The 16,039-nt window shown below is 68.8% G+C and carries 15 protein-coding genes; 6 read left to right on the forward strand and 9 right to left on the reverse strand.

Annotated elements, in window-relative coordinates; translation table 11 throughout:
- Window positions 1–14 precede the first annotated feature (14 nt).
- A complete protein-coding gene (locus tag EKE94_RS06565; protein ID WP_127905803.1) occupies window positions 15–995 on the reverse strand; it encodes a siderophore ABC transporter substrate-binding protein in 981 nt (326 codons plus the stop codon).
- A 132-nt stretch (window positions 996–1,127) separates the two neighbouring features.
- Between EKE94_RS06565 and EKE94_RS06570 the strand changes: the two genes are divergently transcribed.
- Window positions 1,128–1,418 carry a DUF2218 domain-containing protein gene (locus EKE94_RS06570; protein WP_127905804.1) on the forward strand — a complete coding sequence of 97 codons (291 nt, stop codon included), beginning with the start codon at window positions 1,128–1,130 and terminating at the stop codon, window positions 1,416–1,418.
- 374 nt (window positions 1,419–1,792) lie between these two features.
- Here EKE94_RS06570 and EKE94_RS06575 read toward each other — a convergent pair whose 3' ends face one another.
- The 3 genes from EKE94_RS06575 to purB form a co-directional block, all read right to left on the reverse strand.
- Window positions 1,793–2,557: a sulfotransferase-like domain-containing protein gene (locus EKE94_RS06575; RefSeq protein WP_127905805.1), complete on the reverse strand. Its 765-nt coding sequence runs from the start codon at window positions 2,555–2,557 to the stop codon at window positions 1,793–1,795.
- A 171-nt stretch (window positions 2,558–2,728) separates the two neighbouring features.
- Window positions 2,729–3,790, reverse strand: coding sequence for a flagellar motor switch protein FliG (locus EKE94_RS06580; RefSeq protein WP_127905806.1), 1,062 nt, complete (start codon window positions 3,788–3,790; stop codon window positions 2,729–2,731).
- A 198-nt stretch (window positions 3,791–3,988) separates the two neighbouring features.
- A complete protein-coding gene (gene purB, locus EKE94_RS06585) occupies window positions 3,989–5,296 on the reverse strand; it encodes an adenylosuccinate lyase (protein ID WP_127905807.1) in 1,308 nt (435 codons plus the stop codon).
- Window positions 5,297–5,387: 91 nt separating this feature from the next.
- Here purB and EKE94_RS06590 point away from each other — a divergent pair, with 91 nt between their 5' ends.
- From EKE94_RS06590 to EKE94_RS19270, 4 genes are all read left to right on the forward strand, one after another.
- A complete protein-coding gene (locus EKE94_RS06590; protein ID WP_127905808.1) occupies window positions 5,388–6,023 on the forward strand; it encodes a DUF6314 family protein in 636 nt (211 codons plus the stop codon).
- Between the two features lie 130 nt (window positions 6,024–6,153).
- Complete coding sequence (locus tag EKE94_RS06595) at window positions 6,154–6,756, forward strand: biotin transporter BioY (protein ID WP_407940873.1); 603 nt, start codon at window positions 6,154–6,156, stop codon at window positions 6,754–6,756.
- A 366-nt stretch (window positions 6,757–7,122) separates the two neighbouring features.
- Window positions 7,123–8,025, forward strand: coding sequence for an endonuclease/exonuclease/phosphatase family protein (locus EKE94_RS06600; RefSeq protein ID WP_127905810.1), 903 nt, complete (start codon window positions 7,123–7,125; stop codon window positions 8,023–8,025).
- On the forward strand, window positions 8,022–8,837 hold the full coding sequence (locus tag EKE94_RS19270; protein WP_456237823.1) for a heme-dependent oxidative N-demethylase subunit alpha family protein: 816 nt from the start codon (window positions 8,022–8,024) through the stop codon (window positions 8,835–8,837). The genes EKE94_RS06600 and EKE94_RS19270 overlap by 4 nt, the downstream gene beginning before the upstream one ends.
- A 136-nt stretch (window positions 8,838–8,973) precedes the next feature.
- Here EKE94_RS19270 and EKE94_RS06610 read toward each other — a convergent pair whose 3' ends face one another.
- The 4 genes from EKE94_RS06610 to EKE94_RS06625 all read right to left on the reverse strand — a co-directional run bounded on the left by EKE94_RS06610 (window position 8,974) and on the right by EKE94_RS06625 (window position 13,307).
- Window positions 8,974–9,849, reverse strand: a complete 876-nt coding sequence (locus EKE94_RS06610) for a bifunctional helix-turn-helix transcriptional regulator/GNAT family N-acetyltransferase (protein ID WP_127905811.1) — start codon at window positions 9,847–9,849, stop codon at window positions 8,974–8,976.
- Window positions 9,850–10,201: 352 nt separating this feature from the next.
- Window positions 10,202–11,158 carry a hypothetical protein gene (locus EKE94_RS06615; protein WP_127905812.1) on the reverse strand — a complete coding sequence of 319 codons (957 nt, stop codon included), beginning with the start codon at window positions 11,156–11,158 and terminating at the stop codon, window positions 10,202–10,204.
- A 332-nt stretch (window positions 11,159–11,490) separates the two neighbouring features.
- Complete coding sequence (gene glnA / locus EKE94_RS06620) at window positions 11,491–12,897, reverse strand: type I glutamate--ammonia ligase (protein WP_127905813.1); 1,407 nt, start codon at window positions 12,895–12,897, stop codon at window positions 11,491–11,493.
- Window positions 12,898–12,968: 71 nt separating this feature from the next.
- Window positions 12,969–13,307, reverse strand: coding sequence for a P-II family nitrogen regulator (locus EKE94_RS06625; protein ID WP_127905814.1), 339 nt, complete (start codon window positions 13,305–13,307; stop codon window positions 12,969–12,971).
- A 172-nt stretch (window positions 13,308–13,479) separates the two neighbouring features.
- Here EKE94_RS06625 and EKE94_RS06630 point away from each other — a divergent pair, with 172 nt between their 5' ends.
- Window positions 13,480–15,189, forward strand: a complete 1,710-nt coding sequence (locus tag EKE94_RS06630; protein ID WP_127905815.1) for an NAD(P)H-hydrate epimerase — start codon at window positions 13,480–13,482, stop codon at window positions 15,187–15,189.
- Between the two features lie 292 nt (window positions 15,190–15,481).
- Here EKE94_RS06630 and EKE94_RS06635 read toward each other — a convergent pair whose 3' ends face one another.
- A complete protein-coding gene (locus EKE94_RS06635; protein ID WP_127905816.1) occupies window positions 15,482–15,973 on the reverse strand; it encodes an ureidoglycolate lyase in 492 nt (163 codons plus the stop codon).
- Window positions 15,974–16,039: the final 66 nt, after the last annotated feature.

Raw genomic sequence — 16,039 nt, forward strand, 5'->3', positions numbered from 1 at the left:
TGATCCTGTCGGCCTCACTGCTCGGCGTCGGCGAAGCCTTGCGCGAGCGTGTCCAGCGTTCGGGTCATCGAGCGGATGCCGCCCCCGGCGATATAGGCGTCGGCGGCGTTCAGGTAGACGACCTGGCCCTGTTCCCAGGCGGTGGTCCCGGCGACCAGCTCGTTGTTCAGCGTCTCCTCGGCGCGCGCGCCTTCTTGGCCGATGGCCGCCGCCCGGTCGATCACGATCAGCCAGTCGGGATTGGCGTCGCGGATGAACTCAAAGCTGATGGCCTCGCCATGCGTGGCTGTGTCGACGTCCTCGACCGCCGGGGCCAGGTCCAGCGCGTCGTGGATCCAGCCAAAGCGCGACCCGGGGCCATAGGCCGAGATCTTGGGCCCGTTGGTCAGGACGATCAGCGCGGTGCCTTCGTCCGCGGCGGTTTCGCGCACCCCGGCCAGCCGGGTTTCGAATTCGCCGATCAGGGCGGCGGCCTCGGCCTGGCGTTCGAACAGCGTGCCATAGGCCTCGATGCGGTCCATCGCGACGTCGACCATGTCCTCGCCCGGGATCGTCATGTCGATCGTGGGGGCAATGCCGGACACCGCGTCAAGCTGTTCGGCCGAGCGGCCGCCAATCACCACAAGGTCGGGCTGCATGGCGTTTAGGGCTTCCATGTCGGGTTCGAAGATCGTGCCGACGACCTCCGCATCTTCGGCCATCTCGGCGAGGTAGTCGACGAAGACGCGGTCGATGGTGCCCGCGATCTCGACCCCGAGCGCGTCCAGCGTGTCGGCGGCGGCGATGTCGAAGACGGCGATCGTTTCGGGCGCGGGCGGCATCGACACCTCGCCCCGGGCGGTGTCGAAGGTGACGTCGGGGGCGGCCACGGGGGCCGTGTCGGCCAGTGCGGGCGCCTCGGTCTCGGTGTCCTGCGCGGCGACGGGCAGGGCAGACAGCAGGGCCAGCGGCAGCACGGCAAGGGAAAGGCGGCCAGAACGGATGCGATGGGTCATGATCGGGCTCTCCGTGAACGGATACAGGTCTGAAAGCGGCGCAAGCGCCTGTCGGGACGGGGGCTAGGCCATTGCGGCTGCCGCGTCCAGTCCTTATCTCCGAGAAGAATAGTCGGAGAAAGGATTGCGACAATGCCTACGGCCACTGCCCGCTTCGAGACGCCGAACGCCCGGCGCTACCTGCAGCAGGTTTGCAAGCACTTCGCCCACAAGATCGAGGTCGACTACACCGAGACCGAGGCGCACTGCGCCCTGCCCGTGGGGCCCGCGACGCTGAAGGCCGACGATGCAGGGCTCGACATGCAGGTCGAGGCCGCGGATGCCGAGGGTCTGGCCCGCGGCGAGCATGTCCTTTGGGACCACATCAAGCGCTTCGCCTTCCGCGAAGAGCCGGCGGATGTCGTCTGGCGGGAAACCGCCTGAGACCACCCCGCTGTCGGGCGGATCGCAGCCGGGCCCATGGCTGCGGCCTTCGGAGACCGGCCAGCGGCGGGCGCGCCCCGCAGCAGGCAAGACGACTAAAGACAGGATGGGCCCGGGCAGGACTGGCCCGGCGTAGACCGGCCTAGGCGAGAGGGGTCGGGCTTGAACCGTCGCCAGCAGGGCGGCCGCAGCGGTGGTCAGGCAATGTCGCGTCCGGGTGAGTGCGTGCAAACGGGGTGATGAGGCGGCGCCCACTGGTGGAGCGGGTGCGGTCGCTGCTCCGGGCCAGCGGTCGCCTACGATGCTGTCGGCCCCGGTGTCTGCCCCGGTGTCGGGCCCGGCGGTGGTGCAGGACCCGGCCGACGGGCGCGGCGTCAGCCTGTCAGGGCGTGGGCGGCCAGACGGTCATGAAACGGCTGGTGATGCGCCAGAAGATCACGCAGCCGCGGCGACGTCTGCGCGGCCTCCTCGAACTGGCGGGCCTTCTTTGCACGCTCGGCCTCCGACACCGGCTTGATCCCGGTCGAGCTTTCGGCCTGCCCGTGCCAGTCGCCCACCTGCGCCCAGTCCTCGGGCGGCGCCTCGGACCAGTCGAAGGCGCTGGCGACATACTGCAGGCCCAGCCGCTGCCAGAGCGCGCCGATCACCCGTTCGGGCGCGCCGCGCACATCCTCGGCCCGGACCACCGGCGCGTCGAGGCCCCTGTCCCGCAACCCCCGGAACAGCCGCCACTGCGCCTCGAGCCCGACCTCCTCGCAGGTGAGGTCGGGGTCGATCCTGTAGTAGGAGGCCAGCGCCGCGGCGGGATCGCGGATCAGAAAGGCATGCCGCATCCGCTGCAGAAGCTCGGGGTCCTCGAGGATCCGCGGGACCACGTAGTAGGCCATGTCCTTCAGGAACACCGGCCCGGCCGCTGCCCGGTCCAGCAGCATTGCGCGGATGTCGTCGTAGCTGCGCGGATGATCCGGCTGCGGCTCGAAATGCGGAAAACGCCGGACCTGCCGGTGGACGTAGTAGTCGTACATGAAGGGTTCGTGCAGGCAGTCCAGATCACCGCGCTCGCGCATCAGGCGTTCGGTCGCCGTCGACATCGACCGCGGATGGCTCCAAAGCACGATGATCGGGTTCGGCCGGTCCATAAGGTCCCCCTCCTGCAGGAATTGCCGCGCCCCCGGGTGGGGCGCCCGCCCACAATCGCAAAGACCGCGAGGGGGTGCAATCCGGGCCTGCCGCCGTGCCGTGCCGCGGCCGGCCGGCCGCGCGCCCGGCGCACCCACGCGCACCGACGCGTACGCCAGGGGGCGGGGCGATCAGTCCTCGTCGCCGATCAGCACGATCTCCTTGGCGTCCATGAGGGTGCGGATCGCATCCAGAACCTCGCGCCGGGCAATGTCGGCCTGCTTCGATTTCACGGCGTCGACTTCGGTCGCGTCGTCGCGGATCGCGCCGGCCAGACGCTTGGACATGTTGTCGAGCAGGAAGTCGACGGCCTCCTGCATGCGCGGATCCTTGGCCGCGACGATGGTGACCAGCGCCGCCTGATCGACGCCGCGCAGGATCGTGGGCACGTCCAGCGGCTCGATCCGCTTGGGGATGTCGGGGAAGGTGAAGATCGACCGGCGCACCTCGTCGGCGAAGCCCTTGTCCTCTTCGTCCAGCCCGGCCAGCACGTCTTCGCGGGTTTCGAGCTCGGACATGTTGAGGATCGCGCCGACACGGTCGACTGCGGCGGTCACGAATTCCTTCGGCGGCTCGGCCTGCAACGTCGCGGCCAGTGACAACCCGATGCGGCGCACCGTGACCGGTGCGACAGTTTCTGTCTCCGAGACGGCGTAGGTGATGCGCCGCGCGCGTTCACCGGGCAACCGCGACAGCAGCTCGGCTGCCTTGCCCGCCTTGAGCTTGGACAGGATCACCGCCGCGACCTCGGGGCTTTCGTTCTGCAGGAAGGGCAGCAGGCGCCCGCTGTCGATGGCCGAGATCGTGTCCCATGGGTCATGCGTCCAGATCAGGCCGGACTGCTTGCGCAGCCGCGCCGCGATGTCGGGCGAGATCACGCCTTCCAGGATCTGCAGCGTGCCTTCGATCCCGGCGGGGAAGGCCAGCCCGATATCGTCCAGCTCTTCGGCAAATTCCTCGATCACCTCGCGCAGGGTGCCGCGGTCGACGTAGCGCATCTGGCTCATCTGCGTGGCCAGTTCGCTCTGCAGCGATTCGGGCAGCTCGTTCAGCGGCACCTTGACGCCTTCGGCCAGCAGCAGGCGCACCACGATCGCGGCCTTCTGCCGGCGGCTCAGATCGCCGCGCGGCGGCATCGGCGCGTCGGTGGCGGGGAGGCTCTGGCCGGGGATGGGCGCCAGGTCGTTGGTCATGTTTCGGGGTCTCCCTTCCGTGCAGGGCGACCATGACAGGACAGGGTTAAAGAGGCGCTGACAGCGGCGCCGTTTCCGCTGCGGCGCGCGACGATGGGCGACGACGCGCGCCGACCGGTCGCGCGGCGCAGACGGCGGATCCCCCGGGCGTGGTCGGCACACCTGCCGCCCGGGGGATCCGGCGTCGACAACAGGGCGTCAGGCGGTGCCGAAGACCCGGGCGAAGATCGTGTCGACGTTCTTGGTGTGGTAGCCCAGGTCGAACTTCTCCTCGATCTCGGAGACGCTCATCACCGCGGTGACGTCGGCATCGGCCTTGAGCTCGGTCATGAAGTCGGCGCCCTGTTCCCAGACCTTCATCGCGTTGCGCTGCACCAGCGCATAGGCGTCTTCGCGGCTGACACCCTTCTGCGTCAGCGCCAGAAGGACGCGCTGCGAATGGACGAGCCCGCCCAGCTTGTCGAGGTTGGCCTGCATCTGGTCGGGATAGACCACCAGCTTGTCGACCACCTGCGTCAGCCGCGACAACGCGAAGTCCAGCGTGACCGTCGTGTCGGGGCCGATGTTCCGCTCGACCGAGGAATGCGAGATGTCGCGTTCGTGCCAGAGCGCGACGTTCTCCATCGCCGGCACCACCGCCATGCGCACCAGCCGGGCAAGGCCCGTCAGGTTCTCGGTCAGGACCGGGTTGCGCTTGTGCGGCATCGCGCTGCTGCCCTTCTGGCCCTTGGAAAAGAACTCCTCGGCCTCCAGCACCTCGGTCCGCTGCATGTGCCGCACCTCGATCGCCACGTTCTCGATCGAACTGGCGATGACGCCCAGCGTGGCGAAGAAGGCGGCGTGGCGGTCGCGCGGGATCACCTGCGTGCTGATCGGCTCGGGGCTCAGGCCCAGCTGCGCGCAGACGTGTTCCTCGATCGCGGGGTCGATATTGGCAAAAGTGCCCACGGCGCCCGACAGCGCGCCGGTCGCGATCTCGGCCCGGGCGGCCTGCAGGCGGGTCCTGTTGCGCGCCATCTCGGCGTAGAACCGCGCGAAGGTCAGCCCCATCGTCGTGGGTTCGGCATGGATGCCGTGGCTGCGGCCGATGCGGACGGTCATCTTGTGTTCGAAGGCCCGCCGCTTCAGCGCCTCCAGCAATGCGTCCATGTCCGCCAGCAGGATGTCGGCGGCGCGGGTCAGCTGGATGTTGAAGCAGGTGTCGAGCACATCCGAAGACGTCATACCCTGGTGCACGAAGCGCGCGTTGTCGGCGCCCACGATCTCGGACAGGTGGGTGAGAAAGGCGATCACGTCGTGCTTGGTCACGGCCTCGATCTCGTCGATGCGGGCGACGTCGAACTGCGCGTCCTTGGCGGTCCAGACGGCCTGCGCGTTTTCCTTCGGGATCACGCCCAGGTCGGCCATCGCGTCGCAGGCATGCGCCTCGATCTCGAACCAGATGCGGAACTTCGACTCGGGCGACCAGATCGCGACCATGTCGGGGCGGGAATAACGGGGGATCATCGACGTGCCTTCGCGTTGCGGAAACCTGCGCTGCGGTCTTAGACTGCGGGGGCAGGGGCGGCAACCGCCGGTCCCGGTAGGACGACGCATCATGACCCACGCCACACGACCCTTCCGGCACGACCGGGTCCGCGATGCAGCCGGCGGGCCAAAGTCCGGCGGGGCGGCGTCTGGCGCGGGGCGGCTGGCGGCGGGCGCCGGCACCCCGCGCAACCCTTCCGCCGGAAGCCCGCCCGCGACTGCGACCGCCTCCGCCACCACGACCGAGACCGGGCAAGCCGAGTGGGCGGCGACCCCGGTGCCGCCCCGGACCGTCGATCTGCCGGATTTCCTTTCGGGCCTCTGGCACCTGTCCCGCATGGTCGAGGATCACCGGACCGGCCAACGCATGACCTTCGAGGGCGAGGTCGTCTTTGCCCCCGACGCGGCGGGGCTGGAGCAGCGGGAAACCGGGTGCTGGACCGCAGGGCCCATGGCGGGCCTGCGGGCCGAACGCCGCTATCTCTGGCGCTTTCCCCCGGGCGCTTCGGCGCGGGTCCTTTTCGACGACGGCCGTTTCTTTCACGACCTGACGCTGGATGCAGTGGGTCGGGGCCGGGCGCAGCACCCCTGCGGCGCGGACGCCTATGCCGGCAGCTATGCCTTCTCCGCGGCGACCTGGCGGGCGGTCTGGCGGGTCGAGGGGCCGCGCAAGGCCTACACGATGACGACGGACCACCGCCGCTGACGGCGCGCCGCGGCCGGAAAAGATCGCGCGCTTCGCATGCCCCCGGCGCGGCTTTACCTTGCAGGATGGCGGGGGCTGGGGCAAAACGCGAGGCAACACCGAACTTGTCACGCATAAAGGGGACATGGACATGGCAGCGGCGACGAACAGCGTTCTGGCAGAGGCGATCGGCCCCGGCGCCGGCAGCGCGAAACGGGTAAAGCAGGTGGCTCTGTTCCTTGCGGGGATCGTGATCCTGACGGTCGCGGCGAAGATCAAGGTGCCGGTGCCGGGCTCGCCCGTGGCGATCGGCATGGCCACCTTCGCGGTGCTGACCGTCGGCGCCGCCTACGGGCCGCGCCTGGGTCTGGCCACGATCATGGGCTACATGATGCTGGGGATGGTCGGCTTCGACATCTTCCAAAGCTCGACCGCCGACCTGAACGGCGTCGAATACATGATGGGATCGACCGGCGGCTACCTTCTGGGCTACGTGCTGGCGGTGCTGACGCTGGGCGCCTTCGCCCGCCGCGGCTGGGACCGGACGACGGCGCACATGATCGTCGCGCTGCTGGTCGGCAACATCGTCATCTACGCGCCGGGCCTTCTGTGGCTGGGTCAGCTTTACGGGTGGGATCAGCCGATCCTCGCCTGGGGCCTGACGCCCTTCATCGTCGGCGACCTGCTGAAGCTGGCGCTGGCCGCGCTGCTTGTGCCCGCGCTGTGGAAGATGGTGGGCTCGGCCCGCCGCTGACCCGGGGCCAGGACGTGCCCGACCGGCGGGCAGAGCGACGGGGCGCGGAGGGCGAGACCTTCCGCGCCCCGTTTTCCGTTCGGGACCCCGGATTGGGCCGGGCCGCGTGAGGCGGTGCCGCGAGGTGTCAGGCGCCCGAAAAGACGCGCCGGGGTTTCGGTTCCCGCCCCCGCAGCGCCCTTGACAGGGCGCGTGGTGCGATAGCGTGGCGCGGTCGGCAATTTGCCCCAGCTTGGGGCAGGGCGGCCGGCCTGCCGCGCGTCGCAGCGGACGGGCCGGGGGCAAGGCCGTTACGATGGGCGCGTGCGGCATCGCACATTATGGGCGGCGCCCGCCTTTGGCGAAGATGAGGGGAAGGGCGCGGCTATGAGGATCCTGCGGGGCGGACTGATCTTGGCTATGGCCGGCCTCGGGCTGGTCCTGCTGGCGGGCTATGGGGGCGCGCTGCATCCCGCGGGCGACAGCCTCGCGGTCTTCCGGCCGGAACTGGCGCTGCTGCTGCTGGCGCTGTCTTGCCTCGGCGCGTTGGCCGGGGCGCGGCGGTCGGGGCTTTGCGGTGCGGCGCTGGGCCTTGCCGCCGCCGCCGGCCCGATCTGGTCCATGGCCATGCCCGAGCCGCCGGCCGGCGCCTATGCCCTTTACCAGAAGAACCTGCTTTACCGGAATGCGACGCCCGGCGCCGTGGCGCGCGACATCCTGTCCGCCGCGCCCGATCTCGTGACGCTGGAGGAGCTGTCTCGCGGCAATGCCAGGGTGCTGGACCTTCTGTCCGACGCCTATCCCACCCGGGCCACCTGCCCCGGGGTGGGCGGAGTCGCGGTGCTGTCGCGCTGGCCGGCGATCCCCGGCACCCTGCGCTGCGACGGTGGGCTGCGCGCGCATGGAACCGTCGCGGTGCAGGTTCGCAGCCCCGAGGGGCCGCTTTGGGTCGTGGCATTGCACCTGCACTGGCCCTGGCCTGAAAACCAGGCCGCCCAGGTCGCGCGGATGCGCCCGCTGCTGGGCGGGCTCGACGGGCCGGTGGTGGTGGCGGGCGATTTCAACATGGTGCCGTGGTCGCACACACTGGCGCTGATTTCGCGGGCAACGGGGACGCACCGGATCGGCCGGGTTCGGCGCAGCTTCGATTTCGGGCTTGCCGCGGTGCGTCTTCGGATCGACCATGTGCTTGTCCCCGAAGGCTGGACCGGCCGGACCGTGCTGCGTGCGCGCGCCGGGTCCGACCATTTCGGGGTTCTGGCCCGGTTCGGGCCCGAGGGGGCGCGATGACCACGATCCTGCACGACACCCTGCCTTACGACGCCTTCGATCCGCGCCACCTGCGCCTGCCGGGCACGCAGCCTGACAGTCCAGACAGCTGGCTTTCGGTCGACGACCGCTTTGCCGCGCAGATGGCACTGCGCGACCGGCTGGTGGCCGAACGTCCCGAGGTGGTGCTGGCCGATACCGGTCAGGCCAACGTTGCCCTGGCCGAGCTGCGCGCAACGGTGCTGGCGCAGCTTGAGGCGACGCCGGGCTATGTCGTCGGGGTGGGGCAGGTGGTGCGGCCCGACGGCGTGGCGGTGCCGCTCGACTTGCCTACCCTGCCGCTGCTGGCGCGGCTGGTGCAGGAGGATATCTGCCTGCTCGACAAACCCTTGGGCGAGACCGAGCACAGGTTGATGGCCGCGGCGGTGTGCTTTCCCGCGAACTGGGCCCTGGCCGAGAAGATCGGCCGCCCGCTGGGCGCGATTCACCACCCGGTCGCCCCCTATGACGCCGACATGGCGCGCCGGGTGCAGCGGCTGTTCGATGGCATCGCCCCGGGGTGGCCGATGTACCGGGTGAACCGCCTGCCCACGTACCTGTCGGACCTGCACACACCGAAATCCGAAGCCGCGCCGAGGCGCGACCAGGGGCCGAGGCGCCCTACCTGCGGTCCGAGAGGCAGGGGCTGCTGCGCTTGCCCGAGAGCCGGGCGGTGGTCTTCACCATCCACACCTACATGGTGCGTCGCGCGGGTCCGGGCACCCAACTCTGACCGCGCGGACCCAGGGTGTCGAATGTCGAGCGAACGCGGCTCGACGCTACTGATTTTCTGAGTGTTGTCAGTCGACCGTGCCAAGCAATCCTGACCAAGCCTCCCAGCATCGCCGACCCAAACCGGACCTTGCCCCCCTCGCGCGCATCTTCGATGCGAACCGAACGGACATTCCCCGCGCGGTGCTCGAATGACCGCTAAAGGTGCTTTTCCATGAAGATGTCGGGGTATGGGTCGTCGTTGAACCTTTCGATCTCGGTCCAGCCCATTCGTTTATACAAGCTGACGGCCTCGAAAAGCGTGCTGTTCGTATCCAGCCGTAGCGTCGTGATCGAGAGCGCTCGTGCCGCGTCTTCCGCCTTTGTCATGAGACGACGACCCAAGCCCAATCGGCGGGCTGCCGGTGCGATCCACATGCGCTTTACCTCGGCGAGGGGACCGCCGTTCCCTTTGACGCCGACGCACCCCAACGGCATGGCACCGAGGCTCGCGACGACGAACGTTCCATGGGGATGCTGCATTTGCGACAGCTCTGGATCGCCGGACTTCTTGAGGTCGAAAATCAGATTGAGCCTTCGACTAAGTTCCGCCGCAAAGGCGTTGAGGCATTTGGTTGCGAGTTCCGAGGAGTAATCCACTTCCTCGAACACAATATCTTCCCGGGACAGGGCGACAGTCACGACGTCCATCGCATCGAGAAGGTGGCGGACATCCGCATGTCGCGCCAAGACCCGTTCGGCCCGTTGGTCGGAGAGCGCCTCGTAGATTTCAAACTCCCGTACGCCCATCGGGGTAAGGGTCGTGACACGACTGCGCCGATCATCCGGCTTGGGGTTCGTTTCGATCAGACCTTCCGCCTCAAGCCCCCTCAACAATCTACTGAGAAGTCCCGTATCCAAGTCCAGGAAAGCGCGCAGATCAGAGACATCCTCATATCCGAGGCCGATCGCGTTGAGTACGCGCGCGGAGCCAAGCGAGCGACCTCGGTTGAGAAACGAGTCTTCGAGTGCGCCGATCTCGATGGCGACAGCACGGCTGAAGTTACGGAAGCGGGTGATTTGGTCCTGATCCATTTACCTGACCTTAGTCAGGTAAATGGATCGTGCAAGCAATTTTCACGGTGCCACCGAAAACAGTCGACCATGACGTATGCTGCATCCGGCAAAGCGGGCTCGAAGCCGTCTTTCGCTGTAAGGCGCACGACCGGCGGCTTCTTTTTGGACAAGGCGATCTGGGTCAGCGCCCCGACCGAAAAGTTAGCTTTGCCGGACATCCGATACGGACGTCGCTTTGTGCGCGGCGGCGCTGGCGTGCCGCTATGAATGTGCAACGTCCGGCGCGCCGCCTTAATGGCGTGGACGTTCGCGTGCCCCTCCGATGGCGCGACCGGTGTGCAGTGCCCCCGGGATCTGGTGGCTTGCGCGACTAGAGCAGCGCTGCCGTGAGGTCGGCGCCCATCGGCTGGCCCAGGATCGTCAGCGCGACACCGGTCAGCGCGATGGCGCTGGCGGTCGCGCGGACCGACCCGCCGTTGCCGCGCAGAAGGTTGTAGGTCAGAAGGCCGGCGCCGACGGGAAAGGCCATGATGCACAGGGTCGAGTTCATCGTGTAGATCGTCAGCTTCGTCGGCAGGTTCAGCTCCTGCCGCCGGTCCTCGGCCAGGTCCGCCTGGCTGGCACGCAGGGCTCGGATCGTCGCGGCCTCATCGGGTTCGTAGTCGTTGGCAGGCTCGACGGGGCTGGCCTCCATCAACCGGTCGCGGGCGCGGCGCCGGGCAGCGGTCGCGTCGCGGCGCAGGTCGGCCTCGGCCATTGCGCGACGGCGACGTTCGGGCGTCAGCGCGATCGGGGCCGAAGGCGCCCCGGCATCGTCGGTATGCGCGTCCGTAGCGACGGCACCGACGTCCGCGGCATGTGCCGCCGCACGGCGGGCCGCCTTGGCTACGGCGGTATCGCCGGTCACCTGCGCGCGGCGCACGGGCTTGCGCTGGATCTCGATCTCGCGCCCCGGGGCGGTCAGGTAGCGGCCCCCCTTGTGGTGCCAGATGACCTCCTCCGCGGCGAGGCCTGCCACGAAGTGGCGCACGGCCAAGGAGCACAAGGTGAACCGATCGCGCGCCGTCTGGCGCGGGTTGGCGACGTCCACCGGGCTTTCGGCGGTGACGATCAGGATGCGCGGGTCGTCGTCGTCCCGTCCGATCGTGAGGATCAGCTCGGGGCTGATATACTGGATTTCATTTTCCCCGATCATGCCGATGATGCTGAAGTCAAAGCCGGCATCTTCGAGGCTCGGTGTCAGGCCTTCGGCGCGCGGCGCGAAGGAAAAGGCAGTTCCGCCCTGATACCGGATCGAGGCGGTGGAGACTTCGAATCTCTGCCGCATGGCCTTCTGGCTCCCGTCGATGTGTGATCTCATCATCATTGGGTAGACGCAGAATGAGGTGAATCTTCGGCGCATTCTGGGGCATTGCGTGGTGCCCACGCGCCGACCAGCCCCGCCTGCCGGCCACCGCTTCGACCATGGGGAAGGCGATGCGGGGCCCTGTGAGGCCCGTTGCAGACCGATCCCCCGGGGGCTTCGGGGGTTTGAGGGCATAGGGACCCGGCGAGCGCCTCCCGCACCCCACGGGGCACCCTCCACCCGCAGGGCAAACATGCGAAGGGGCGCCCGTTTCGGGGCGCCCCTTGCGACTGTCGATGCGACGCGGTCGCGGATCAGCAGCTGTAGTAGAGCTTGAATTCCACCGGGTGGGGCGTGTGCTCGTAGGTGTAGATCTCTTCCCACTTGAGGTCCATGTAGCCCTTGATCTGGTCGCGGGTGAACACGTCACCGGCCAGCAGGAAGTCCATGTCCTTCTCGAGCTCCTCCATCGCCTCGCGCAGGCTGGCGCAGACGGTGGGGATGCCGGCCAGTTCCTCGGCGGGCAGGTCGTAGAGGTCCTTGTCCATCGGGTCGCCGGGGTGGATCTTGTTCTTGATCCCGTCGATGCCGGCCATCAGCAGGGCCGCGAAGCACAGGTAGGGGTTCGCCGACGGATCGGGGAAGCGGGCCTCGACGCGCTTGGCCTTCGGGCTTTCCGCCCACGGGATCCGCACGCAGCCCGACCGGTTGCGGGCCGAGTAGGCGCGCAGCACGGGGGCCTCGAAGCCCGGGATCAGGCGCTTGTAGGAGTTGGTCGAGGGGTTGGTGAAGGCGTTCAGGGCCTTGGCGTGCTTGAGGATCCCGCCGATGAACCAGATCGCCTCGTCGCTGAGGTCGGCATACTTGTCGCCGGCAAAGAGCGGCTTGCCGTCCTTCCAGATCGACATGTTGACGTGCATGCCGGTGCCGTTGTCGCCCGCGATGGGCTTGGGCATGAATGTCGCCGACTTGCCGTAGGCGTGGGCCACGTTCTGGATGACGTACTTGTACTTCTGAAGGTGGTCGGCCTGCGCGGTCAGCGTGTCGAAGATCATGCCCAGCTCGTGCTGGCACGACGCGACCTCGTGGTGGTGCTTGTCGACCTTCATGCCGATGCGCTTCATCGTCGACAGCATTTCCGACCGGATGTCCTGGCCGTCGTCGATCGGGTTGACCGGGAAGTAGCCGCCCTTGACGCCCGGGCGGTGGCCCATGTTGCCCATCTCGTAGTCGGTGTCCGAGTTCCACGCCGCGTCGAGCGCGTCGACCTCGTAGCCGACCTTGTTCATCGACACCGAGTACTTGACGTTGTCGAACAGGAAGAACTCGGCCTCGGGGCCGAAGAAGGCCTGGTCGCCGATGCCGGTCGACTTGAGGTATTCCTCGGCGTTGCGGGCGGTGCCGCGGGGATCTCGGTCGTAGCGTTCCATCGTGTCGGGTTCGAACACGGTGCAGTGCACGGCCAGCGTCTTCTCGGCATAGAACGGGTCCATGTAGGCCGAGGTCGTGTCGGGCATCAGCTTCATGTCGGACTGGTCGATCGACTTCCAGCCGGCGATCGACGAGCCGTCGAACATGAAGCCTTCTTCGAAGAAGTCCTCGTCGACCTCGTGGGACATGACCGTGACGTGCTGCAGCTTGCCGCGCGGGTCGGTGAAGCGGATGTCGACGTATTCGACGTCTTCATCCTTGATCATCTTCAAAACGTCAGAGGTGCTCATTTTATCCTATGGTCCCTTCGGTCTCTCTCTTAGGGTTTCTGACTGGGCGTCGAGGGGTCTGACGGCGGACGTCAGAGCGCGTCGAGCCCGGATTCTCCGGTGCGGATGCGGATCGCCTGCTCGACCGAGGTGACGAAGATCTTGCCGTCGCCGATCTTGTCGGTCTTGGCGGCGGCGACGATCGCCTCGATCGCCGCGTCGACCTGATCGGTATCGAGCACGACCTCGATCTTCACCTTGGGCAGGAAGTCGACGACGTATTCCGCACCGCGATACAGTTCGGTGTGGCCTTTCTGGCGACCGAAGCCCTTGACCTCGAGCACGCTCAGCCCCTGAACGCCGATCTCCTGTAGCGCCTCCTTCACCTCGTCGAGTTTGAAGGGTTTGATGATCGCTTCGATCTTCTTCATTGGCGCCGACTCCTCACATACCGTTGCCTTCGCGACAGATCACTTCCGTTTGCCCGGCTCAATTCGCTAGTCTTGGCGTGCAAGGGACCGGCGGCGGGAATTGGATGATGAGATTAAAAATTAGGCAATCAGCCCTGCTAATGGGCGAAATGAGAACGCGCGGCGGGGCCGCATGAGCCAGCTTCTGACAGCCGCCGAGATGCGCGACGTCGAGGCCGCCGCGATCGCCACGGGCGAGGTCACGGGCGCCGAGCTCATGGCCCGCGCGGGGGCGGCGGTGGTGGCCGCGATCCGGGCTGAATGGGAGGGCGAGCTGCCGACGCAACCGCGCGCCGTGGTGCTGGCGGGCCCGGGCAACAACGGCGGCGACGGCTTTGCCATAGCGCGGGGTCTGCGCGATCTGGGCTGGTCTGTGCGGGTGCTCCTGGCCGGGCAGGCCGGGGCGCTGCCGCCGGACGCCCGCGCCCAGCACGACCGCTGGGCCGCCGGCGGCGCGGCGCGGGGCGCGGTCCTGCCGCTGACGCTTGAGACGCTACGGGACGAGCCCGCGGCCGATATCTACGTCGATGCGCTTTTCGGGATCGGCCTCGGGCGGCCGCTCGGCGGTGATCTGGCGCGGGTCGTGGCGCACCTGGCGGGCGCCGACGGGACCCTGGGGCTTTACCAGCCGCGAATGGTCGCGGTCGACGTGCCCTCGGGCCTCGACGCGGACAGCGGGCGGGTGCCGGGCGATCCCGCGGGCGCCGCGGCGGTCCGGGCGCGGCTGACCGTGACCTTCGACAGCCCCAAGCCCGGCCATTACCTTGGCCACGGGCCGGACCTCTGCGGTAGGCTGGTGGTGGCCGATATCGGGCTGGCCCATGCCCGCGCCCGGCAGGGGGCCGCACGGGGGCTGGCCCCGGCACGGACACGGGTGGTGCCGCCGCTCGGCATCGCCGATCCGCGCCGGTCGGTCTGGCCCGACATCGCCGGCCTTCTGACCAAGCGGCAGGGGCACAAGTACCAGCACGGTCACGCCATGGTGCTGACCGGGGGCGTCGGGCGCGGCGGCGCCGCCCGCATGGCGGCAAAGGCCGCACTGCGGATCGGCGCGGGGGCGGTCACGCTGGGCTGTCCCCCGGCGGCGGTACTCGAATCCGCCAGCCACGTCGATGCGCTGATGCTGCACAGGGTGCCGGACGCGGCGGCCCTGACAGAGGCGCTGTCGGGCGGGCGCATCACCGCGCTCTGCCTCGGGCCGGGACTGGGAACCGGCGAACGCGAGGCCGCGCTGGTCGGCGCCGCGCTCGATTGGGGCGGGGCGGTTCTGCTAGACGCCGATGCCATTACGCTGATGGCGGGGGAGGCGACGCTTGCCGCCAAGCTGCACGACCGCTGCCTTCTGACCCCGCACCCCGGGGAATTCCGCCGCCTCTTTCCCGATATTGCAGGGCGGCTCGACGATCCCGATCCGTCGCTGCGCTATGACGAGGCGGCCGACGCCGACGCGCAGGCCCGGTCACGGGCCGCGCGGGAGGACCTTGCGGCACAGCGCGGGCCGATGATGTCGACCCTCGATGCCGCGCGCGAGGCCGCGGCCCACTGCGGCGCGACGGTCCTGCTGAAGGGGCCCGCGACGGCGATCGCCGCGCCTTCGGGCGCGGCGGTGGTGCATCGTGCGGTCTATGACCGCGCCGCGCCGTGGCTCGCCACCGCGGGGGCGGGGGATGTGCTGGCCGGGCTGGCCTGCGGGCTTCTGGCGCGCGGCCTGGCGCCGCCGGTCGCGGCCGAACTGGCCGCGCAGATCCATGTCGACGCCGCGCTGTCCTTCGGCCCCGGCCTGACGGCAGAGGATCTGCCGCGGCAGGTTCCGCAGGTGCTGGCGCGTTATCTGGCGCCCTGACGGCGAGGGCGGGCGTTCGTGGGCATACCTCCGACCAGGGGGGAGGGCCCGGCGGCGTCGGGGAGGTTTGCGCGGTGCCGCCCGCCGCAGGTCGCGGCCAGCATGTCCGCTGCTTGGCGATCGGGGTCCGGGCGGCGGCGGCCGGTCGCCATCGTCGCGGCCCTGCACGACGCGTCCCTGTCTGGCCCTCGGACGCTGATCCTGACGACCGGCGCGACCTCGCGCTCTCGATGAAGACTACCGGAGCGGGCAGACCAGTGGCATCTGCATCGCCGTCCGCTTCCGCGTGCCGTCAGGGCCGGGCGGTGATGATGAAAGGCGTGGCCAGCCAGTGTTCTTCGAGGTTGGCCTCGGTCCCGATGCGGTCCACGACGGCAAACAGGCCGGGGGCATGCAGCGGGGTCAACACCCCGTGCCAGGTGCCGCGATGCAGGTTGATGCCCTGTCCCGGCGTGGTGACGAAGGCAACGGGCCGGCCCGGCACGCCGCTGTCGTCCGGCGCGACGATGACGAGGAAGGGATGCAGGCTCATCGGCAGGAAGGCCTGGCTGCCCAGCGGGTGGCGTTCCAGCATCTCCAGCCGATAGGGCAGGCGGCGCGGTTCGGCCGAAAACAGGCTGATCCCCGCCCGCCCGCCGCCGGTATCGATCCGGGCAAGGTCATGGTATCGCCCGCAAAGCCCCTGGTTGATGATCCTGTCTGGCAGGCCCACGACCTGCAGGACGTCGCCGAAGGGGGCAAAGGCCGCGGGGGTCAGCGGCTGCGCCGCGATCTCGCCGCTCATGCGCCCATGCGCGCCGACACAGGCGCGCGCCGGTGCCCGGCGGCCCGTCCGGACCCCCATCCTGTC

Source organism: Mesobaculum littorinae, from assembly GCF_004011175.1.
GTDB classification, from domain to species: domain Bacteria; phylum Pseudomonadota; class Alphaproteobacteria; order Rhodobacterales; family Rhodobacteraceae; genus Tranquillimonas; species Tranquillimonas littorinae.